At 68.5% G+C, this 21,222-nt stretch carries 20 protein-coding genes; 6 read left to right on the top strand and 14 right to left on the bottom strand.

What is annotated here, in order from left to right:
• Positions 1-48: 48 nt before the first annotated feature.
• Both B0B14_RS04520 and dapE read right to left on the bottom strand, forming a co-directional pair.
• Positions 49-1,287 (bottom strand): hypothetical protein, encoded by a 1,239-nt coding sequence (locus tag B0B14_RS04520; RefSeq protein WP_076680293.1) that lies wholly within the window; start codon positions 1,285-1,287, stop codon positions 49-51.
• A complete protein-coding gene (dapE, locus tag B0B14_RS04515) occupies positions 1,269-2,345 on the bottom strand; it encodes a succinyl-diaminopimelate desuccinylase (RefSeq protein ID WP_076680292.1) in 1,077 nt (358 codons plus the stop codon). Before dapE ends, B0B14_RS04520 begins: the two co-directional genes overlap by 19 nt.
• Before the next feature lie 52 nt (positions 2,346-2,397).
• Between dapE and dapD the strand changes: the two genes are divergently transcribed.
• Entirely contained in the window at positions 2,398-3,354 is a 957-nt protein-coding gene (dapD, locus tag B0B14_RS04510; protein WP_076680291.1) for a 2,3,4,5-tetrahydropyridine-2,6-dicarboxylate N-succinyltransferase, read from the top strand.
• Between the two features lie 10 nt (positions 3,355-3,364).
• Positions 3,365-4,174, top strand: coding sequence for a polyphosphate kinase 2 (ppk2, locus tag B0B14_RS04505; protein ID WP_076680290.1), 810 nt, complete (start codon positions 3,365-3,367; stop codon positions 4,172-4,174).
• A 3-nt stretch (positions 4,175-4,177) separates the two neighbouring features.
• On the opposite strand, the gene ddaH is transcribed toward ppk2, so the two are convergent.
• From ddaH to B0B14_RS04470, 7 genes are all read right to left on the bottom strand, one after another.
• Complete coding sequence (gene ddaH, locus B0B14_RS04500) at positions 4,178-4,939, bottom strand: dimethylargininase (RefSeq protein WP_076680289.1); 762 nt, start codon at positions 4,937-4,939, stop codon at positions 4,178-4,180.
• Between the two features lie 27 nt (positions 4,940-4,966).
• Positions 4,967-6,265, bottom strand: coding sequence for a citrate synthase (locus B0B14_RS04495; RefSeq protein ID WP_076680288.1), 1,299 nt, complete (start codon positions 6,263-6,265; stop codon positions 4,967-4,969).
• Positions 6,266-6,455: 190 nt separating this feature from the next.
• The gene (gene dapC / locus B0B14_RS04490) at positions 6,456-7,562 is read right to left on the bottom strand and encodes a succinyldiaminopimelate transaminase (protein WP_076680287.1); all 1,107 of its coding nucleotides are present in this window, start codon (positions 7,560-7,562) and stop codon (positions 6,456-6,458) included.
• A 1-nt stretch (position 7,563) separates the two neighbouring features.
• Positions 7,564-7,884 (bottom strand): ferredoxin, encoded by a 321-nt coding sequence (gene fdxA, locus B0B14_RS04485; RefSeq protein WP_076680286.1) that lies wholly within the window; start codon positions 7,882-7,884, stop codon positions 7,564-7,566.
• 9 nt (positions 7,885-7,893) lie between these two features.
• Positions 7,894-8,280 (bottom strand): DUF6113 family protein, encoded by a 387-nt coding sequence (locus B0B14_RS04480; protein WP_076680285.1) that lies wholly within the window; start codon positions 8,278-8,280, stop codon positions 7,894-7,896.
• A gap of 25 nt (positions 8,281-8,305) precedes the next feature.
• Positions 8,306-8,620, bottom strand: coding sequence for an AzlD domain-containing protein (locus B0B14_RS04475; protein ID WP_076680284.1), 315 nt, complete (start codon positions 8,618-8,620; stop codon positions 8,306-8,308).
• Complete coding sequence (locus B0B14_RS04470) at positions 8,617-9,393, bottom strand: AzlC family ABC transporter permease (protein WP_076680283.1); 777 nt, start codon at positions 9,391-9,393, stop codon at positions 8,617-8,619. The genes B0B14_RS04475 and B0B14_RS04470 overlap by 4 nt, the downstream gene beginning before the upstream one ends.
• Positions 9,394-9,497: 104 nt before the next feature.
• On the opposite strand from B0B14_RS04470, the gene B0B14_RS04465 reads away from it, so the two are divergent.
• Entirely contained in the window at positions 9,498-9,839 is a 342-nt protein-coding gene (locus tag B0B14_RS04465; protein WP_076680282.1) for a DUF2200 domain-containing protein, read from the top strand.
• Between the two features lie 69 nt (positions 9,840-9,908).
• Here the strand turns inward: B0B14_RS04465 and typA are convergent, their stop codons facing one another.
• Both typA and B0B14_RS04455 read right to left on the bottom strand, forming a co-directional pair.
• Positions 9,909-11,819, bottom strand: a complete 1,911-nt coding sequence (gene typA, locus B0B14_RS04460; RefSeq protein ID WP_076680281.1) for a translational GTPase TypA — start codon at positions 11,817-11,819, stop codon at positions 9,909-9,911.
• A gap of 94 nt (positions 11,820-11,913) precedes the next feature.
• Complete coding sequence (locus tag B0B14_RS04455) at positions 11,914-13,680, bottom strand: ABC transporter ATP-binding protein (protein ID WP_076680280.1); 1,767 nt, start codon at positions 13,678-13,680, stop codon at positions 11,914-11,916.
• 38 nt (positions 13,681-13,718) lie between these two features.
• On the opposite strand from B0B14_RS04455, the gene B0B14_RS04450 reads away from it, so the two are divergent.
• Positions 13,719-14,324: a PH domain-containing protein gene (locus B0B14_RS04450; protein WP_076680279.1), complete on the top strand. Its 606-nt coding sequence runs from the start codon at positions 13,719-13,721 to the stop codon at positions 14,322-14,324.
• A gap of 11 nt (positions 14,325-14,335) precedes the next feature.
• Here the strand turns inward: B0B14_RS04450 and B0B14_RS04445 are convergent, their stop codons facing one another.
• From B0B14_RS04445 to B0B14_RS04435, 3 genes are all read right to left on the bottom strand, one after another.
• The gene (locus tag B0B14_RS04445; RefSeq protein WP_076680278.1) at positions 14,336-15,457 is read right to left on the bottom strand and encodes an ABC transporter permease; all 1,122 of its coding nucleotides are present in this window, start codon (positions 15,455-15,457) and stop codon (positions 14,336-14,338) included.
• Positions 15,457-16,992: an ABC transporter permease gene (locus tag B0B14_RS04440; protein ID WP_076680277.1), complete on the bottom strand. Its 1,536-nt coding sequence runs from the start codon at positions 16,990-16,992 to the stop codon at positions 15,457-15,459. The genes B0B14_RS04445 and B0B14_RS04440 overlap by 1 nt, the downstream gene beginning before the upstream one ends.
• A gap of 175 nt (positions 16,993-17,167) precedes the next feature.
• The gene (locus tag B0B14_RS04435; RefSeq protein WP_076680276.1) at positions 17,168-18,943 is read right to left on the bottom strand and encodes an ABC transporter family substrate-binding protein; all 1,776 of its coding nucleotides are present in this window, start codon (positions 18,941-18,943) and stop codon (positions 17,168-17,170) included.
• Between the two features lie 193 nt (positions 18,944-19,136).
• Here B0B14_RS04435 and B0B14_RS04430 point away from each other — a divergent pair, with 193 nt between their 5' ends.
• Both B0B14_RS04430 and B0B14_RS04425 read left to right on the top strand, forming a co-directional pair.
• Positions 19,137-19,949, top strand: a complete 813-nt coding sequence (locus B0B14_RS04430; protein ID WP_076680275.1) for a CPBP family intramembrane glutamic endopeptidase — start codon at positions 19,137-19,139, stop codon at positions 19,947-19,949.
• Between the two features lie 620 nt (positions 19,950-20,569).
• The gene (locus tag B0B14_RS04425; RefSeq protein ID WP_143733617.1) at positions 20,570-21,175 is read left to right on the top strand and encodes a hypothetical protein; all 606 of its coding nucleotides are present in this window, start codon (positions 20,570-20,572) and stop codon (positions 21,173-21,175) included.
• Positions 21,176-21,222: the final 47 nt, after the last annotated feature.

The following is a 21,222-nucleotide window of genomic DNA, read 5'->3' as shown; positions in this document are numbered from 1 at the left end:
CGAACCAGGGCGGTCGGTCCGGTGGAAACGTCGCACGATGCGGCCGTATCAGGGGATCTGCCAGTAGGTATTCCCCAGTGCGTACATGTTGAGAATCCACCACCACTGCCCCACCAGGCACGCCGCGAGCACGCCCGTGCGCCAGAGCGTCGACTTCGGCACCGCAGCGGCTCCCCACAGCGGGGAGAGGGGGACGAGCAGCCGGAACGTGCTGGACTGAGGGAAGAACACGGCCAGGAGATACAGCAGGTAGCTCGCCGACCACAGCCGTACGTCCACACCGAGACGCTTCACGTGCGGCTCGAACAGCAGCAGCGCCGTCAGGCCGACGACGAGCAGCCCCAGCGCGACATAGCCGGCGACAGCGCCCAGACCCCAGGTGGTGAACCAGAACTCCGCACCGGCGATGAAGCCGTCGAACGGGAAGAACGACGTGACGGGCTCGGCGATCCAGTTGCGCCGCCACGCGAGCTCGGTCGCGAGGTACGCACCCGGGTCGCCGGTCACGATGCCGGCGATGATCTGCCATGAGAAGCCGACGGCGACGGCCAGAGCGCCTAGCGCGACGATATGGACGATGTCGCGGGCCGGAAGCGCCTCCGTCCTCCGCGTGGACCAGCGGTGGATGCCGTGCAGCCCCAGGAAGAGGGCGAACGCCAGCACCCCGGGTCGGGTGAAGCCCATCAGCGGGATCAGAAGGTACAGCCAGGCATAGCGCCGCCGCATCACGAGGAAGAGGGCGAGGAACAGCCACAGCAGGAACAGCGACTCGGCATAGCCGATCTGGAAGATCGCTGCCAGCGGCGCCGACGCGAAGAACACCACGGCCCACAGCGCGGTCGTCTCGTCGACGCGGAGTCGCAGCATCCGGTACAGCACGAGGCACGCGAGATAGCCCGCGACGATCGAGATCAGGATCGCTGCGACGGGCCATCCGCCGAACGGCAGTCCGATGGCCTTCGCGAGGTATGCGTAGACGGGCATGAACGCCCATTGGTTCTCGCGCACCAGGCCGTCGTCGGTCAGCGGCAGTTCGCTGGGATAGCCGTTCTCGGCCACGAACCAGTACCACTGCGCGTCCCAGCCCATCGCGAGCGATCCGATCGTAGCCCCCGCGCCGAAGCGCGATCCCTCACCGGAGATGGCAGCGGCGGCGACGAAGAACAGCGTCGTGACGATGCGCGACGCGCCGTACAGGATGCCGATGCGTGCCGCGATCGGCGCTCGGCGCCACCAGCCCTCGCCCTTCCCCGGCGCGTGAGGGCTCGTCAGGAGCTCGTCAGCCACGAACGAAGACCCCGCTCGACGTCGTCGATCTGCGACAGCGGCACGCGCTCCTCGTCGTGATGTGCGAGATGCGGATCGCCGGGGCCGTAGTTCACGGCGGGAACGCCCAGTGCCGCGAAGCGGGCGACATCCGTCCATCCGTACTTCGGGGTCGGCTCGGCACCTACCGCGGCCACGAACTCCTGCGCGAGCGGAGCGTCGAGGCCGGGACGGGCGCCGGGTGCGACATCGACGATCTCGACCTCGAACCCTGCGAAGACGTCGCGGATGTGGGCGGCGGCCTGCTCGCCGGTGAGGCTCGGGGCGAAGCGGTAGTTGACCTCGACCCGGCAGGCGTCGGGGATGACGTTGCTGGCCACGCCCCCCGTGATGCTCACCGCGTTGAGTCCCTCGCGGTAGACGAGTCCGTCGACCTCGACGGAGCGCGGACGGTACTCGGCGAGACGCGCGAGGATGGGTGCCGCCTTGTGGATCGCGTTCTCTCCGATCCACGCGCGGGCGCTGTGCGCTCGCACCCCGTGCGTGTGCACCAGTGCGCGAAGAGTGCCGTTGCAGCCGCCTTCGACCGTGCCGTTGGAGGGTTCGCCGAGAATCGCGAAGTCACCGGAGAACAGATCGGGTCGAGTCCGCGCGAGGCGGGTGAGCCCGTTGAGGTCGGCGTCGACCTCCTCGTGGTCATACCACATCCACGTGATGTCGACCCGGGGATCGACGAGCTCGGCGGCGAGCTTGAGCTGCACCGCCACTCCCGCCTTCATGTCGACGGTCCCGCGCCCCCAGAGGAACGGCTCGTCGTCGATGACGACATCGCGCGTGGGCACGTTGTCGTTGATCGGCACCGTGTCGATGTGCCCGGCGATCACCACGCGCTGAGCTCGTCCGAGATCGGTGCGGGCGACGATCGTGTCTCCGTCGCGGTACACCTCGAGGTGCGGGAGTGGGCGGACGGCGGCATCGATGAGATCGGCGAGGGCCGTCTCGTCGCCGGAGACGCTCGGCACATCGCAGATCGCGCGGGTGATGTCGACGGATGTCGCGGAGAGATCGAGCGGCGGCATCCCCCGAGTCTAGCCACCGGCGGTGCGCGCGACCCGCCGGTAGCCTGGTCTCATGAGCGACGACAGGTGGATCTGGGGCATCGGCCTCGCGACGACGACCGGCGACGGAACCGTGCTCGACACGTGGTTCCCGAGCCCTGCTCGTGGGCGACTCCCCCTCGGGTACGACCCTGCGATGCCGCCCGACGACCTCGAGAAGCTCGCCGTGCCCGACCCCCGACGCGCCGTCGAGGTCGACGTCGTCTCCCTCGAGATCGATCTCGATCAGCCCCCCGCGTCGACCTCCGACGCCTACCTGCGCCTCCACGCGCTCTCGCATCGTCTCGTGGCCCCGAACGATCTCAACCTGGAAGGCATCTTCGGGCACCTGCCGAACGTCGCGTGGACCTCGGCGGGCCCCGTGCATCCCGACGATCTCACCCGCCTGCGGCGCTACCTGCAGCGCGACGGCGTGCAGGTGCAAGGGCTCGACAAGTTCCCGCGGCTCCTGGACTACGTCACCCCGCCCGGAGTGCGCATCGCCGACGCCAGCCGCGTCCGCCTCGGCGCCTACCTCTCCCCCGGCACCACGGTGATGCACGAGGGCTTCGTGAACTTCAACGCCGGTACGCTCGGCGTCTCGATGGTCGAAGGACGCATCTCCCAGGGCGTCGTCGTCGGCGACGGCAGCGACATCGGCGGCGGGGCCTCCATCATGGGAACGCTGTCGGGCGGTGGCGCGCACCGCGTCTCGATCGGCGCCCGCACCCTGCTGGGTGCCAACGCCGGGGTGGGCATCTCGCTCGGCGACGACTGCGTCGTGGAGGCGGGGCTGTACGTCACGGGCGGCTCGAAGGTCGTGCTGGCCGATGAGGCGCCGCTCGCCGACGGCGCCCAGCCGACCGTCAAGGCCGCCGCGCTGTCCGGTCGCGCCGGAATCCTCTTCCGTCGCAACTCCCTCTCCGGTGCGATCGAGGCCGTCCGCCGCGCCGGGGTCGGCGTCACCCTCAACGAGGCGCTGCACGCGTAGTCTCTCGTCCATGACGAAACGTCTCTCGAAGAAGCTCTACGAGTCCGAACTGCGGAATCTGCAGGCGAAGCTCGTCGATCTGCAGGCGTGGGTGCAGGATTCCGGCGCCCGCATCGTCGTGATCTTCGAGGGCCGCGACGCCGCCGGCAAGGGCTCCACGATCAAGCGCGTGAACGAGTATCTCAACGCGCGCGTCACGCGCACCGTCGCCCTGCCGGCACCCACCGAGCGCGAACGCACCGAGTGGTACTTCCAGCGCTACGTCCCCCACCTCCCCGCCGCCGGGGAGATCGTCCTGATGGACCGCTCCTGGTACAACCGGGCGGGCGTCGAGCACGTCATGGGCTACTGCACGAACGTCGAGTACCACCGCTTCCTGCATCAGGCCCCGATCTTCGAGCGCATGCTCGTCGAGGACGGCATCATCCTCCTGAAGTACTGGTTCAGCGTCTCCGATGTCGAGCAGGAGGAGCGCTTCCGCTCGCGGGCCGAGGATCCGATGCGCCGCTGGAAGCTGAGCCCCAACGACGTGCTCTCCATCACGAAGTGGGAGGACTACTCGCGCGCCAAGGACACGATGTTCGTGCACACCGACATCCCCGAGGCGCCCTGGTACGAGGTGGACAACGAGGACAAGCGGCGCGGACGGCTCAACATGATCGCGCACATGCTCTCGAAGATCCCGTACCGGCCCGTGGAGCGCGAGGAGATCGTCATCCCGCCGCGTCCGCCGTCGGGCGGATACGAGCGCCCGCCCCGCAACGACGACAACGCGGTGCCCGACTACGTCGACGCCCTCGGACACGGCGCATCGGACTGACCCTCAGTCGCGCACGCGCACCGAGAGGCACGTGACGCACCCCTCGAGCTTCTCGAACTCGGTGACGGGCGTCGTGATGACCTCGAGCCCCCGCGCCCGGTAGAGTTCCGCGGTCTCGGGAGCGTCATCCGACATCAGCACGGTCGTCTCGTCGAGCACGACGACGGCCGTGCCGTGCTCTTCCGGGATGGAGAGGAACGACGCGAACAGCGACGGATCGTCGACGAGCGGCGCGTAGCCCACCACGGTGCCGTCGGGCAGCGCGGTGACACCCGACTTGAGGTGCAGCACCTTCGTGACGGGGATCCCGACCACTCGCCACCCGCGCGGTTCGAGCACGGCCCGCAGCTGCGCGATCCCGTCGGCGTTCGTCCGCGACGACGCCCCCACGTAGACGGTGCGTCCCAGCTTCAGCACGTCTCCCCCGTCGAGCGTGCCCGGCTCGACGACCTCCGCGATCTGAAGACCGGATGCCTCCACGGCCGCGCGGACGCTCCCCGCCTCACCACGGCGCGACGGAGCTCCGGCGCGGCACAGCACCGCCAGCTCGCCGAACACGACGACGGCGTCCTCGACGAACACCCCGTCGGGCTGCGCGTCCGCGGGCTCGACGTCGACGATCTCCCAGCCGCGTGCGCGGAACACGTCGACGTACGCCTCCCACTGCGCCTGGGCGAGCGCAGCGTCCACGGCAACGCGGTCGAGGTGGGTCAGCTCGCCCTCGGCGAGCCGGGGCGACGGTTGGCGGACGAGAAGGCGCGGCATCCCTCGACCCTAGCGGCGAGCCTGAGGTCAGCGCGTGCCGGGGTAGTCGCGCGCCGCGGCGCCCGTGTACAGCTGCTGCGGGCGACCGATCTTGGTCTGCGGGTCGTACTGCATCTCGCGCCAGTGGGCGAGCCAACCCGGCAGGCGGCCGATCGCGAACAGCACCGTGAACATCCGCGTCGGGAAGCCCATCGCCTTGTAGATCACGCCGGTGTAGAAGTCGACGTTCGGATACAGGCGACGCTCGCGGAAGTAGTCGTCCTCGAGCGCGACGGCCTCGAGCTCCTGCGCGAGATCCAGCAGCGGATCGTGCACGCCGAGCTCGCGGAGGATCTCGTCGGCCGACTCCTTGACGAGCTTGGCCCGCGGGTCGTAGTTCTTGTAGACCCGGTGCCCGAAGCCCATGAGCTTGACACCGTCCTCCTTGTTCTTGACCCGCTCGACGAAGCGCTGGACGCTCTCGCCCGAGTCGCGGATGCGCGCGAGCATGTCGAGCACGGCCTCGTTGGCGCCGCCGTGGAGGGGGCCGTAGAGCGCGTTGATTCCCGCCGAGATCGAGGAGAACTGGTTGGCACCCGTGGAGCCGACGAGGCGCACGGTCGACGTCGAGGCGTTCTGCTCGTGGTCTTCGTGCAGGATCAGCAGGCGCTCGAGGGCGCGCGACATGACCGGGTTGATCTCGTACAGCTCGCTCAGCACGCCGAAGTTGAGCTTGAGGAAGTTGTCGACGAAGCCGAGACGGTTGTCGGGGTAGAGGAACGCCTGGCCGATGCTCTTCTTGTGCGCGTACGCCGCGATCACCGGGAGCTTCGCGAGCATGCGGATCGTCGTGAGCTCGACGTGCTCGGGGTTGTTGGGGTCGGACTCGTGCTCGTAGTACGTCGACAGCGCGGCCGTGGCCGAAGACAGCACCGACATGGGGTGCGCGGTGTGCGGAAGAGACGAGAAGAACCGCTTGAGGTCTTCGTGCAGCAGCGTGTGGTGGCGGATGCGGTCGTCGAACTCGGCGAGCTGGTCGGCCGTCGGGAGCTCGCCGTACAGCAGCAGCCAGGCGACCTCGAGGTACGTGCTGTTCTTGGCGAGCTGCTCGATCGGGTATCCCCGGTAGCGCAGGATGCCCTGATCGCCGTCGATGTAGGTGATCGCCGACTTCGTGGCCGCCGTGTTGACGAAGCCGTAGTCGAGCGTGTTGTGACCGGTCTGCCGCGCGAAGGTCGTGATGTCGACTGCGGGCGGGCCGTCGGTGCCACGCAGGATCGGGAATTCGGCGACCTTGTCGCCGATCTTCAGAGTGGCCTTGTCGTTCTGCGCGCCCGCATCGGTCACGGCGCCTCCTCGTGATTCCTGGTGGGACGGGGGGTCGTGGCCCGGCCGTGCGCGTGCGACTGCCGGTCCCGCGCGGTGTCGACGGATGCCGCCTCCGCCGCGCCTCTACAGCCTACTTGCCCCGCGTCGGTACTGCGGACACCGCCAAAGGCGCATGGGATCCGCTGGAGGATGTCTCGCGCAGCGCCCGTCAGGCCGGGCGGAGACGCGCGGCGGCGGCCGTGATCCGCTCGTCGCTCGCGGTGAGCGACAGACGCACGTGCTGAGGGAAGAACGTGCCGTAGAACACGCCGGGCCCTGCGAGGATGCCGAGATCGGCCAGGCGGCCGAGGCTCTCCCATGCATCGCGGCCCTCGGTGGCCCACAGGTACAGGCCCGCCTCGCTGCCGTCGACGCGGAACCCCGCGGACTCGAGTGCCGGCTTGAGGACGTCGCGCCGCGCGCGGTAGAGGCCCTTCTGCGCCGCCACGTGCGCGTCGTCGCCGAGGGCGGCGACCATGGCTGCCTGGACGGGCCCCGGGAGCATGAGGCCGAGGTGCTTGCGGGCGGTCAGGAGTCGGGCGATGAGCTCGGGGTCGCCGGCGACGAACGCGGCGCGGTACCCGGCGAGATTCGACTGCTTGCTGAGCGAGTAGACCGACAGCACGCCGGTGAGGTCGCCCCCCGTCACGCGCTCGTCGAGCACCGACGGGATCGGCTCGACGTCCCAGGGCGCGTCCCAGCCGAGCTCGGCGTAGCACTCGTCTCCGGCCAGAACGGCTCCGAGGTGCCGCGCACGCTCGCGCGCGACGCGCAGGCCCTCGGCATCGCGGACGCGTCCGTCGGGGTTGCCGGGAGAGTTGAGCCAGACCAGACGCGTCTCGGCGGGCCACTCGGCGGGATCGTCGGAGGGGAACGGCGTCGCTCCCGCCACGCGGGCCCCCACCTCGTAGGTGGGGTAGGCGGCGCGCGGATGGACGACGACGTCGCCGGGGCCGAGATCGAGGAGCGTCGGCAGGAGCGCGACGAGCTCCTTCGAACCGATCGTGGGCAGGATGCTGTCGGGCGTCAGCCCGTGCACCCCGCGCCGCCGGGCGAACCACTCCACGACCGCTTCGCGCAGCGCCGGAGTGCCGACGGTCTGCGGGTACGCGTGCGCATCGGTCGCGGCGGCGAGGGCCTCGCGGATGACGGCCGGTGTGGCGTCGACGGGAGACCCGATCGACAGGTCGACGATACCGTCCGCGTGCTCGCGGGCTCGCGCGGCGTAAGGAGCGACCGCGTCCCACGGGTAATCGGCGAGGTCGCCGACCCCCATGTCAGTGCGCCTGCGGCGGGAGGGCCGCGATGACCGGGTGATCCTTGTGGATCACGCCCACCTTGGCGGCACCGCCGGGCGACCCCACGTCGTCGAAGAACTCCACGTTCGCCTTGTAGTAGTCCGCCCACTCCTCGGGCAGATCGTCCTCGTAGTAGATCGCCTCCACCGGGCATACCGGCTCGCACGCACCACAGTCGACGCACTCGTCGGGATGGATGTACAGCGACCGATCACCTTCATAGATGCAGTCGACCGGACACTCGTCGATGCAGGCGCGATCCTTGACATCGACGCACGGGAGGGCGATCACATACGTCACTCCCCCAGTCTATGCGCCGCGCGCCACCCGCATCCGCTCCGGCCACGCCACGGCCACCGCGACCAGGAGCGGAACCGCGATCGTCCAGATGATCCCCGCGTCGAACTCCCCCGGAACCGGCTGCGGAACGATGACCGATCCGCCCGGACCCTTGCCCGAGAAGATCAGGGTCGCCGTCATCATGCCGAGACCCGTCGCCAGCGCCGCCCAGCGGTCGCCCGTGAGCAGGCGCACCGCCGCGAGCAGGGCCCCGGTGCCGGCGATCGCGACGATGAGGCCGACGGGGACCCACGCGAGTTCGAACCCCTGGGCGATCGTGCCGGCGAGCCCGTAGACGGCACCGACGACGAAGGCGACGACCCAGGTCACGACGCGAGGGAGAACGGTGGAGCGCACGGATCGACTCTACCGGCGACTCCCGTCAGGCGGCCCAGCCCCAGAGGCGCAGCAGCGCGGCGACGAGGGCTGCGGCGGCAACGACGACGAGGAACGGCGCACGCACGAGCAGCAGGGCGGCCGCGACGATCAGGGCCGGGATGCGGGCATCGACGATGATCGCCTGACCGGCTCCGAGCGTCTGGACCGCCACGAGGGCCGAGAGCAGGGCGACGGTCAGCAGATCGGCGATGCGCGCAGGGCGCGGCGCCTCGAGCACCTTCGGCGGCACGAGGTAGCCGAGCGTCTTCAGTGCGACGCAGATGATCGAGGCGAGGAGCACGGCGTTCCAGAGGGTCACGGCAGACCCTCCCGCTCGGGCTTCCCGCCCCCGCGGCCGATCCCTGCCTCTGAGCTCGCCGAAGGGTCGGTGCCGAGCCAGTTGACCCAGCCCACCACGATCGCGACGACGGCCGCGACGAGCACCGGCATACCCGGCATCAGCACCGGCGTGAGGAGCGTCGCGACCACCGCCGCGGCGATCCCGACCGCGATGGGCTGCACGCGCCGCAGACGCGGCCAGAGGAGCGCGAGGAAGGCCGCGGCCGCCGCAGCATCCAGTCCGTACGCTTTCGGATCGCCCAGCACGTCGCCCAGCAGCGCCCCGGCCAGCGTCGAGATGTTCCAGCCGACGTAGATTCCAAGGCCCGTGATCCAGAAGCCGACCAGCTTCGCGCGGCGCGTCGTCTGCGCCGCCGCGACGGCGGTCGACTCGTCGATCGTGAATTGGGCCGCAGCCGCGCGACGCCAGAAACCGTCGCCGATCACGGGAGACATGCTCATTCCGTAGGCGATGTTGCGCACGCCCAGCAGCGACGCCGAGGCGATCGCGGCCGGAGCGGCGGCGATGCCGCCGGCTCCGATCACCCCCGCGAACGCGAACTGCGATCCGCCGGTGAACATCAGCAGGCTCAGGACGCACGTCTGCCACACGTCGAGTCCGGACGCGACCGACAGCGCACCGAACGAGATGCCGTATGCACTGGTGGCGAGGGCCACGCCGAGACCGGAGCGGGCCGCCCGACGCGCCTCGCCCGCCGCATGCGCGTCGTCGAAGTGCGGGGCGCTGGTCACCCGATCGAGCCTAGCGAGGGGCTCGGACGGACACCGGCGGCCGCCCTGCCATGCGTGGACCGTTCCCCGCCACGCTGTCGGCCGCGCGGAGTACCATTCGGCTCATGCACCGGATCTACTCCACCGCCTTCGCGGCGGTGTATCCGCTCTACGTCACGAAGGTCGAGCGCAAGGGCCGCACGGCGGCGGAGCTCGATCAGGTGATCGAGTGGCTGACGGGCTTCGACGATGCCGCGCTGAAGCAGCATCTCGCCGAGCACACGACGTTCGAGGACTTCTTCGCCGACGCCGACCTCCACCCCAACGCCACGCTCATCACCGGAGTCGTCTGCGGCGTCCGCGTGCAGGAGGTGGAGGATCCGCTCATGCGGCGGATCCGCTACCTCGACAAGCTCGTCGACGAGCTCGCGAAGGGTCGCCCCTTGGAGAAGATCCTCCGCACGTAGGTGCACGAAGAGCCCGCCGGATCCCGACGGGCTCTTCGTCGTCGCCCTCACTCGAGGATGACGGATGCCTTACGCGTTGGCGTCCTGTCGCTTGAGGCGCGAGGTGGCGCGTGCGCGCTCGTTGGCGTCGAGGTTCACCTTGCGGATGCGCACGATCTCGGGCGTGACCTCGACGCATTCGTCGTCGCGCGCGAACTCGAGGCTCTCCTCGAGCGAGAGCTGGCGCGGGGGCGTCATCGACTCGAACGAATCCGAGGTGGAAGAGCGCATGTTGGTGAGCTTCTTCTCCTTCGTGATGTTGACGTCCATGTCGTCGGAGCGCGAGTTCTCGCCGATGACCATGCCCTCGTAGACCTCCTGCGTCGGCTGCACGAAGAACGACATGCGCTCCTGCAGGGCGATGATCGCGAAGGGGGTCACGACGCCGGACCGGTCCGCGACGATCGAGCCGTTCTGACGCGTCACGATGTGTCCGGCCCACGGCTCGTAGCCGTGCGAGATCGCGTTCGCGATGCCCGTGCCACGGGTGGTCGTGAGGAACTCCGTGCGGAAGCCGATGAGGCCGCGCGAGGGCACGATGAACTCCATGCGCACCCAGCCGGTGCCGTGGTTGGTCATGTTGTCCATGCGTCCCTTGCGGGCGGCGAGCAGCTGCGTGATCGCGCCGAGGTACTCCTCGGGTGCGTCGATCGTGAGGTGCTCGAAGGGCTCGTGGGTCTTGCCGTCGATGGACTTCGTGACCACCTGCGGCTTTCCGACCGTGAGCTCGAAGCCCTCGCGGCGCATGTTCTCGACGAGGATCGCGAGAGCGAGCTCGCCGCGTCCCTGCACCTCCCAGGCATCCGGTCGTCCGATGTCGACGACCTTGAGCGACACGTTTCCGACGAGCTCGCGGTCCAGGCGGTCCTTGACCATGCGCGCCGTGAGCTTGTGGCCCTTGACCTTGCCGACGAGCGGGCTCGTGTTCGTTCCGATGGTCATGGAGATCGCGGGATCGTCGACGTGGATCTGCGGCAGCGGACGAACGTCTTCGGGGTCGGCGATCGTCTCGCCGATCGTGATGTCCTCGAAGCCGGCGATCGCGACGATGTCGCCGGGGCCGGCGCTCTCCGCGGGGTAGCGGTCGAGGGCACGGGTCTTGAGCAGCTCGGTGATGCGGGCGTTGCTCGTGGTGCCGTCGGCACGCACCCAGGCCACAGTCTGCCCCTTCTTCAGGGTGCCGTTGAACACGCGCAGCAGCGCGAGGCGGCCGAGGAACGGGCTGGAGTCGAGGTTGGTGACCCAGGCCTGCAGCGGGGCCTCGTCGTCGTACTCGGGCGCCGGAACGTGCTCGAGGATCGCCTCGAAGAGCGGCTCGAGATCGTCGTTGTCGGGCAGCGAGCCGTTCTCGGGACGCGTGCGGGATGCCGCGCCGGCGCGGCCGGACGCGTAGACGACGGGCACGTCGAGCAGGGCATCGACATCGAGGTCGGGCACGTCGTCGACGAGGTCGGACGCGAGACCGAGCAGCAGATCGTGGGCCTCCTCCTCGACCTCGGAGATGCGCGCATCCGGGCGGTCGGTCTTATTGACCAGGAGGATGACGGGAAGCTTCGCCTCGAGCGCCTTGCGCAGCACGAAGCGGGTCTGCGGCAGCGGGCCCTCGCTCGCGTCTACGAGCAGCACCACGCCGTCGACCATCGACAGGCCGCGCTCCACCTCGCCGCCGAAGTCGGCGTGGCCGGGCGTGTCGATCACGTTGATCGTGACGGGCACGTCGGTGTGGATGCCGCTGTAGGTGATCGCCGTGTTCTTGGCGAGGATCGTGATGCCCTTCTCACGCTCCAGGTCGTTGGAGTCCATCGCGCGCTCCTCCATGTGCTCGTGCGAGCCGAAGGAGCCGGTCTGACGGAGCATCGCATCGACGAGCGTCGTCTTGCCGTGGTCGACGTGCGCGACGATCGCGACGTTTCGGAGGTCCGGACGGAGGGCGCGCGCCATGAAAAGGTCCTTGCAGAAGAAGAATGGGATGTTCCCCGGAGGCGGGGGCATCCCATTCTACCGGGCGACGCGTCGCCCGACGTATGGCGGGCACTCAGGAAGCGGCGCGGTCCGCCTCCAGGATCGCGGCGCGAGCCTCGCGACGCTTGCGCTGCTCCGCGGGATCGGGCACCGGCACGGCGGCGATGAGGCGCTGCGTGTAGGCCTCCTTCGGCGCGCGCAGGATCTGTCCGGTCGCACCCTGCTCGACGATCTTGCCGTGGTGCATCACGATGATGCGGTCGGCGAGCGTGTCGACGACGGCGAGGTCGTGGCTGATGAACAGGCAGGCGAAGCCGAGGTCGGCCTGCAGACGCTTCAGCAGCTCGAGCACCGTCGCCTGCACCGAGACGTCGAGGGCCGAGGTCGGCTCGTCGGCGATCAGCAGCTTGGGCTGCAGCGCCAGGGCGCGCGCGATGCCGATGCGCTGCTTCTGCCCACCGGAGAGCTCGTGCGGATAGCGGGAGCTGTACGAGCGAGGAAGCTCGACCGAGTCGAGGAGCTCCTTGACGCGCGTCTCGAGCTTGCCGCCCTTCGCGATGCCCGCCAGGAGCAGCGGCTCGCCGATCGACTGACCGACCGGCAGACGCGGGTTGAGCGACGACGACGGATCCTGGAAGACGATGCCGACATCCTTGTGCACCTGGTGCAGGAGGCGGCGGTTCGCGTTCGAGATGTCGTGGCCCACCACGTTCGCCGCGCCCTCGGCGATCGGGAGCAGACCGATCGCTGCGCGTCCCACGGTCGTCTTGCCCGAGCCGGACTCGCCGACGAGGCCGGTGACCTCGCCGGGATAGATCGCGAACGTGGCGTCCTCGACGGCGCGGAACGCGGGGACGCGGCCCTTCTTCGGGTAGTCGATGGCGACGTTGTCGAACGACAGCACGGGCGTACCGAGACCCGCGCGGCGCGCGGCGTCCTCTTCCGCCGCGACATCCGCAAGACGGATCGCCGACGTGTCGCCCGCGAGAGCAGCCGTCGTGTCGATGACCTCCCCGTCGCCGACGGCGCCGATGCGCGGGACGGCGGCGAGGAGCTGCTGGGTGTAGGGATGCTGCGGATTCGCGAACACCCCTTCGACGGTGCCGCGCTCGACGATCACGCCGTTGCGCATGACGACGATGTAGTCGGCGAGGTCGGCGACGACACCCATGTCGTGCGTGATGAGGAGGATCGCCGAATCGAGGCGGTGGCGCAGGTCGCGCATCAGGTCGAGGATCTCGGCCTGCACCGTCACGTCGAGCGCCGTCGTGGGCTCATCCGCGATCAGCAGCCACGGGTCGCACGAGATCGACTGCGCGATCATCGCGCGCTGACGCTGACCGCCGGAGAGCTGGTGCGGGTAGGAGTTGTACGCCTTGAGCGGGTCGGGCAGCTCGACGAGGGACAGGAGCTCGAGAGCCCGCTCTTTCGCCTCGCTCGGGGTCATCCCGGTGTGGATGCGCAGCGTCTCGACGATCTGGAAGCCCACCGTGAACACAGGGTTCAGCGCCGTCATCGGCTCCTGGAAGATCACGGCGATCTCGCTGCCGCGGACGCGCTGGAGGTCGTCGCCCTTGAGCCCGAGGATCTCACGGCCCGCGAGGCGGACGCTCCCGGTCACACGCGCGTTCTTGGGAAGGAGGCCCAGCATCGACATCGAGCTCGCGCTCTTGCCGGAGCCGGACTCCCCCACGATGGCGAGGCACTTGCCTGCGGAGACGGAGTACTGGAGATCCTTGGCCGCGGGGATCCAGAAGTTGTCGACGGCGAAATCGACCGACAGGCCGTCCACCTCGAGGAGCGGCCCCGTGACGCCGTGGCGGTCGCGCAGCTGGTTCATCGGTCGTTCCTGACTTCCTGAGTTGAAAGAATGGAGACATGGGCCACGACATCACGCTGCATTCGCGCTTCAATCGCATCGTCGCGGTCATCGTCTGGGCGCTCAGCGCCTTCATGGTGGGTTCGGCCGTCGTGGCGGGCGACGCGCGCTTCGTGAGTCTGTACCCCGCCGCCGCACTCCTGGCGTTCTTCGCGTGGGCGGCGCTGTGGCGTCCGTACGTGCGCGTGGGCGACAGCGGCGTGACTCTGCGCAATGTCACCCATCACGTCGATGTCGCGTGGGCCGCGCTCGTTCACGTCGATACGCGCTACGCCCTCACACTGCACACTCCCGCAGGGAAGTTCGCGGCGTGGGCGGCGCCCGCTCCGGGCCTCGTCGGCTCGCTGCGGGCGCGCCGCCGCAACGGCGACCGCGAAGCGCGGGCGTCGGGCGAGCCGCTGCGTGCCGGAGACCTCATCGGCACGGAATCCGGCGACGCCGCCCTCCTGGTGCGCGAGCAGTGGCGCCGCCGCCTCGACGCGGGCAGCGTCGCGACGGGTGTCGCCGACGAGGTGCCGGTGCGCCGCACGTGGGATGCGCCCGTGCTGGGGGCCTTCGCCGTTCTCCTTGCGGCGACCGTCTGGGCGCTCGTCGCGACGAGCTGAGACGACCCGCATCACGGCTGTCGCCTCTCCTCGCCCGAGAGCCCGTCCTCGGTGGTGCGACCGCTCGGCGTCGTGATCGGCCCCACGGGCACATCGGACACGACACCCTGCGAGTCGACGACCGCGGCATCCGCCGGCAGTTCCTTCACGCGGCGGAAGACGATGCGCTTCTGCCGCGGGTCGAACGCGTCGCGCAGACCGTCGCCGACGAAGTTCACGAGGAGCGACAGCACCACGATGAACCCGGCGGGCCACCAGAACAGCCACGGACGCGTCTGGAAAGCCGACTCGTTCGAGCTGATGAGCGAGCCCAGCGACACCTCGGGCGACTTGATGCCGAACCCGAGGAACGACAGCGCCGTCTCCAGGATGATCGCGGCCGCGATGAGCAGCGTCGTCGAGACGATGATCACACCCATCGCGTTGGGCAGGATGTGCTTGAAGATGATCCGGAAGTCGGAGGCACCCGCCACGCGCGCCGCCTCGACGAACTCGCGTTCGCGGAGGCTGAGGAACTCGGCGCGCACGAGTCGCGCGATGCCGGTCCAGGCGACGAAGCCGAGGAAGAACGCCAGTGTCACGGGACCGAGCCCGCCCACTGCGGTTCCGACGACGGCGCCGATCACGATCACCGGGATCACGATCACGATGTCGGTGATGCGCATGAGGACGGCATCCACCCACCCGCGGTAGTACCCGGCGACGGCACCGACCACGACGCCGAGGAAGGCGCCCGTGAGGCCGATGATGAACATCACGTAGGACGAGTTGACGATGCCGCGCATCGTCATGGCGAAGTAGTCCTTGCCGACGTTGTTCTGGCCGAACGGGTGCTCGCCGAGCGACGGCGGCCAGAGGGTCAGCGTCGGCTTGCCGCCGCCGGTGATCGGATACAGCGTCGTGTAGTTCAGGTGCCACCAGCCGGGGATTCCGAAGACGCCGCTGGCCGACGCGGCGAACGCGATGAGCGCCACGAACAGGATCATGCTCACCAGCGCGGGCTTGTGCGACAGGAAGCGCTTCAGGATGAGGCGGCCCTGGCTCGTGCCCTTCTCGTCCTTTTGGAGGACGGTGGGGCCGCCGGCCTGGGGCTCTCCCGCGGATGCGGTGCTGGGATCGATGGGGATCGTCATCACTTGGCCCTCACTCTCGGGTCAAGCGCCGAATAACTGAGATCGGCGAGGAAGTTGAACGTGATCGCGAAGATGGCCACGACGATGAAGTACGCCATCACGGGATTCGGATCTCCCGCGTTGAGCCCCTGCGCGAACAGGGCGCCCATTCCGGAGAACGCGAAGATGCGCTCCGTGATGATCGCGCCACCGATGAGGCCTCCGACATCCGCCGCCACGATCGTGGTGATGGGGATGAGCGAGTTGCGGAAGGCGTGACGACCGACCACGGTGCGCTCGGGCAGACCCTTGGCGCGCGCCGTGCGGATGTAGTCCTGGTTCAGCGTCTCCAGCATGCCGCCGCGCGCGTAGCGCGTGTAGCCGGCGAACGAGATCAGCATGAGGCTGATCGTCGGCAGCAGGAGGTGCGTGAACGTGTCGATGCTGTGGATCCAGAAGTCGCCCTGGATGTTCGGCGTCTGCGAGCCGACCGTCGCGATGGGGCGTCCGTTGACACGGGGGTTGGTGAGGTAGTCGCTCCAGCGCTGCATGAACTGATCGAGGATGATCACGCCCATGCCCAGGGCGCCCGTCAGAGCGCCGATGCGCATCGCCTGACCCTTGTCGTGCTCGCCGAGGAACCATCCTGCGACCAGACCGACGGCGATCGCGGCGACGAACAGGAGCACGACACCCCACAGCTCGAGCGAAGGCAGCACCATCTGGAGCACGAAGTAGGCGACGATCAGCACGATCGCGGTCGCCCCGGCGGTGCGCCAGGCGAATCGCGCACGTGGACCTGCGGTGATGAGCACCATGGCGGCACCGAACGCGATGATCAGCAGCGGCGAGATGACCGGGCCGAGCGACGGGTCGAGGAACCACTCGGTCACCGACATGAAGTAGAGCATCGCGCCGGTGGTGATCAGCGACGCGGCGAAGGCCACGAGGCGCCGGTTGCGCGGACCCCCGATGACCGCCTGCCAGAAGAGACCGGAGACGACCGACAGGATGATGATCCAGGCCCAGGAGAACACCGGATCGCGCAGCCAGTTGTTGAAGCCGAGGGCGACGAAGACCTTCAGCAGAACACCCATGACGAACGAGGGAAGGGAGTAGAAGAAGAAGCTGGCGAACGTGAACGTGTAGTCCACGGCGCTGTACTGCCGCAGCGCAGAGACGATGCCCACGAGGATGCCGAGCACGATCGCGAAGATCGTGGAGGCCGTGACGAGCTGCAGCGTCGAACCGACGGCGCGGCCGAGCAGGATCGTGACGGGCTGGTTCTGGATCGTGACGCCCAGGTCGCAGCCGCCGAAGGGCACGACGCACTGGGCGGCTCCGATGAGCCAGTTGAACCAGCGGAGGACGACGGGCTGGTCGAGATCCAGCCAGTCGATGCGTTGGGCGATCAGCTGATCGCGGTTGGGGCTGTTCGACGCATACAGGTCGGAGAGCGGGTCGCGTGCCCACGCGACCAGGATGTACATGATGAACGACGCGGCGATCAGGATCAGCACCGATACGCCGATACGCCGAAGAACATACGAAAGCAAGGAGCGCAGCCCCCTTCGGAGAGTTGTGATCAAGGTACCAGCAGCGCGGGCGGGGGGTCAGGCCCGGCGCGGCACCTTCATGGACACCTCCCGTCGATCGGACGGGAGATGACACATGCCGGGGGCGACGGACCGTCGGGCCCGCCGCCCCCAGCTGTGTCGGATCAGACTCGGATCACTCCGAGACGGTCCACTCCCAGAAGTTCCAGAGCGGTCCGGTCTGGTTGCCCATGAACGTCACACCCTGCAGACGCGAGGTGTGAGCCTCGAGACCCGGGCCCTGGAAGAGCGGCAGGCCGTAGGCGTCCTTGAACAGCTCCGTGTCGGCCTCGATCGTGAGCTGGTCGATCTCGTCGAGGTCGAGCGTGACGGGGATCGTCGTGCCGATCTCGTCGACGCGGGCGTTCGCGTACTTGTTGAAGTTCGAGCCACCGTACGACGCGAAGATCTGCGGGATGGTGCCGTTGCCGACACCGGGGCTGATCCAGCCGAAGATGACGGCGTCGTAGATGTCCGAACCGAGCTGCGAGCCCCAGTCCTCACGACCCACATCCTCGATCACGAAGCCGGCCTCGGCAGCCGAGGCCTGGATGGCCTCGAACGCGGCGACGCGGTTCGGGTTGTTGATGTTGTACATCAGGCGGATGGTCGGGGTCGCACCGGCGAGGAGCTCCTTGGCGCCCTCGATGTCGACCTCGGCGTAGGCGTCGGAGCCGTTGGCGGCGACAGCCTCCTCGTAGGCGGGCTGTGCCGGGATGAACAGCTGCGAGTTGAGGACCTCTGCGTCGGCGACGACCGGCTTGATGAGCGTGTCGACGAGCTGCTGACGCGGGATGGTCTTCAGGAAGGCCTCACGCACGTTCTGGTCGGCGAAGGGGCCGGCGAACGTGAGGTCGAGGTGGTCGTAGGACAGCTGGCTGCCCTGGAGGACCTCGATGCCGTCGATGGCGTTGAGCGCCTCGAGCGTGTCACCCGACGCCTGCGGAACGATGAGGTCGACCTCTTCGTTCTGGAGGGCCGTGACCTGCGCCTGCGGGTCGCCGATGAAGCGGACGACGAGCGTGTCGAACTGCGGCTTGAGGTCACCCGTGTACTCGGGGTTGACCTTGAGCGTCATCGACTGCGTGGGCTCCCACGAGTCGATGATCCAGGCGCCGCTCGAGAGGAACAGCGACGGGTCGTCGGGAAGCGACGTCATGTCGAAGCCGGTGTTCCAGAAGTCCGCGGCGGCCTTGATGGTCGCGTTGGGCTCGACGGGGTTGTCGGCGTCGCCACGGGGCGTCTCGAGGATCGTGCTGATGAGCTCGTCGACCTCGACGCCGGCCTTGTCGGCCACGACGTGGACGGGCTGGTCGATGAGTCCGACGATGTTCCAGTCGACGAAGGGGGTGTCGTACGCGAGCGTCAGCGAGAGCTTGTCGTCGGCGACATCCTTGATCGTGGAGGTGTTGACACCCTCGGTGCTGCCCGCGTACTGGAAGTACTGCGTGCCCGAGACCACGGCGCCGTCGGCGTCGAACGTGGCGTCGTCGAAGACACCCGAGGTGGCGGCCCAGCCGAAGATCAGGTCGTCGGTGTCGATGGGATCGCCATCCGACCACTTGAGGCCCTCGTTGAGGGTGTACTTCACCTCGAGCGGGTCTTCGCTGACGATCTCGTACGTGCCGAACGAGGTGTCGGGGACGACCTCGTAGCTGTCGGACACGTAGTAGAAGCCACTGCGGGTGAGGTAGTTGACCTTCCCGTTGATGTCGAGGTTTCCGGTCGCGCTCGCCGAGTTGGTGCTCGTGAACTCGTTGGTCTCGGCGATCGTGATGGTCGCGTCGGCCACGGGGGCCTCGGTGGACTCGCCACCGCCGCCGGGGGCCGAGCAGGCTGCGAGTGCGAAGGCACCGATGACCAGGCCTGCACCTCCCGCGAGGGCGCGGGTGCGCCACGTCTTTTCAGACACTTTTCCTCCTGTGCAAGGGATGATTGTGGCCGCGCGGAACCTGAGGGAACGCTTGGCCACGGATAGGGAAACCATAAGTAACCGATGCGCGCTGGTCAAAACCGCGCGCCCAAACGTTACATACCCTTAACTCAAGCGCCCCCTCGTGTGGCATTCTGACAAGGTGAGCCCGGGTTCCTCTGCTGCCGACAGTATGAATCCCACTGATTCGACAAGACGCAGACGCCTCACATGGGAGATCTGCCTCGTCCTCGCCGTCTCGATAGGGCAGTCTGCGCTGTACTCGCTGCTGAGCCTCGTGCGCCGGCTTCTGGCCGCCGTGCCCCTCAGCCGGCAGCAGACGCAGCTCAATCCTTCTCAGTCCGAGCAGGCGGTGTGGGACGTCGTCTACCAGCTCCTCGACATCCTGTTCTCGCTCGCTCTCGTCGGGCTGGTGCTCTATCTGCTCTGGGATGCCGGAAAGAGCCCCTTCCGGCGGATCGGCCTCGACTTCTCCCGCTTCGGCCGCGACCTCGGCTTCGGCCTCACGATCGCGGCGGTCATCGGCATCCCGGGTCTCGGCCTCTATGCGATCGGCCGGGCGACCGGACTCACCGTGGCCGTCGTGGCGTCGCCGCTGGATGCCGCCTGGTACACGGTGCCCCTCCTCCTGCTGAGCGCGCTGCGGGCAGGCCTTCTCGAAGAGGTCGTGATGATCGGGTACCTGTTCACGCGGCTGCGCCAGCTCGGATGGGGGCCCTGGTCGATCATCCTGTCGGCTGCGGCGCTGCGCGGCGCGTACCACGCCTATCAGGGGGTCGGTCCGATCGTCGGCAACTTCGTGATGGGGATCGTGTTCGGCTGGGCGTATCAGCGATGGGGTCGGGTCATGCCGCTCGTGATCGCCCACACGGTGCTGGATGTCGTCGCCTTCGTCGGCTATCCGCTCGCCGCGTCGCTCTGGCCCGGCGTGTTCGGTCCGGTGCCCGGCCCGTCCCCCACCCCGACCCCGACGCCGTCGCCCTGATCCCGTGATCCTCTGATCCTCTCGCTGGGTTGCCCCCGCCGACGTCGGAAACCCCCGCCCGCGTCAGAAACCCCGCACAGCGAGGTGTCCCGAGCGCGGCGGGGTTTCCCGAAGAGCCGCGCTTCGTGTCGACGAGGCCGTTCCTCCCACGGGGAAGCCCCGGACGCTCTCTCCCCAGATCGAGCGGGCGGTCCCCTCCACTCAGCCCGCGACGCCAGCGTGAACGGATGCCGCCGACAGCCCAGGCCGATCGACCGACAAGCCTCCGCCCCAGCCCGGTCCCGCTCCACTTCACGCGACACGACGTCGGGTCGGGTCGTCGGTTGCGCGACGACTCCCGGCTCCATCGCGTGCGTCCGCATGTCTACACCGACGCAGCGGCGTATCGGAGACTCGCCCCTTGGGACCGCTATCTCACGCGCGTGCACGCAGCGCTCATGACGTTCCCGGATGCTGTGCTCTCTCACGAGTCCGCGGCAGCCGTCCTGGGTCTGCCCGTCTTCGGAGAGCCTCGTGACATCCATCTCTTCTCGGACCGCCGCGCTCGATCGAAACGCTTCGGCGATGTCCTGATCCACACGAGCCTGTCGTCGCGTCCGATCTGGGAGGTGGGCGGTGTCGTGGTCACCTCGCCGCTGGCCACGGTCGCAGACCTCGGACGAGTTCTCCCACCTGCGTTCGGACTGTCCGTGGCAGATGCGGCTCTCCGAGCTTTCGGAGTCGAGGCGAGAGATATCCGCGGTCTCGTAGACGGACAGCAGTGGCGTCGCGGCATCCTCACACTCCGATGGCTGCTCGATCGCGTCCGTCCCGAATCGGAATCCGTGGGCGAAACGGTCAGCCGCGTCGTCATCGAGTGGTGCGGATTCGAGCCTCCGGAGCTACAACTCGTCGTCAGATCGGAGGGCTACGAGGACAGAGTCGACTTCGCGTGGCCGCGCAGGGGCGTGCTCGCGGAGTCGGACGGGTATGGCAAGTACCTCCTCGACGCGGACGGCATGTTCTCCGCGCTGCGACGCGAGAAGGCACGGGAAGATCGCCTCCGGCGGTCGTGCCGTGCCTTCGCGCGATGGGACTGGGAGGACACGATGCGCGTGGCGCCCTTGGCCGCCCGCCTCAGCGCCGCAGGGGTGGTGAGGCGTCACCCTCGCAACGAGACCATGCTCGCGACGCTTCGAACCAACCCCCGCTCACTGCGGTCCGTCGAGAAACCCCCTTTCGCCTGAGAATCCCGGCAATGCGGGGTGTGCCGGGCGAAAGGGGGTTTATCGGT

The organism is Microbacterium sp. RU33B, assembly GCF_900155915.1.
Classification (GTDB): Bacteria; Actinomycetota; Actinomycetes; order Actinomycetales; family Microbacteriaceae; genus Microbacterium.
Note: the sequence above shows the minus strand (reverse complement) of the source record. Positions and strands in the feature narration are given on the sequence as shown.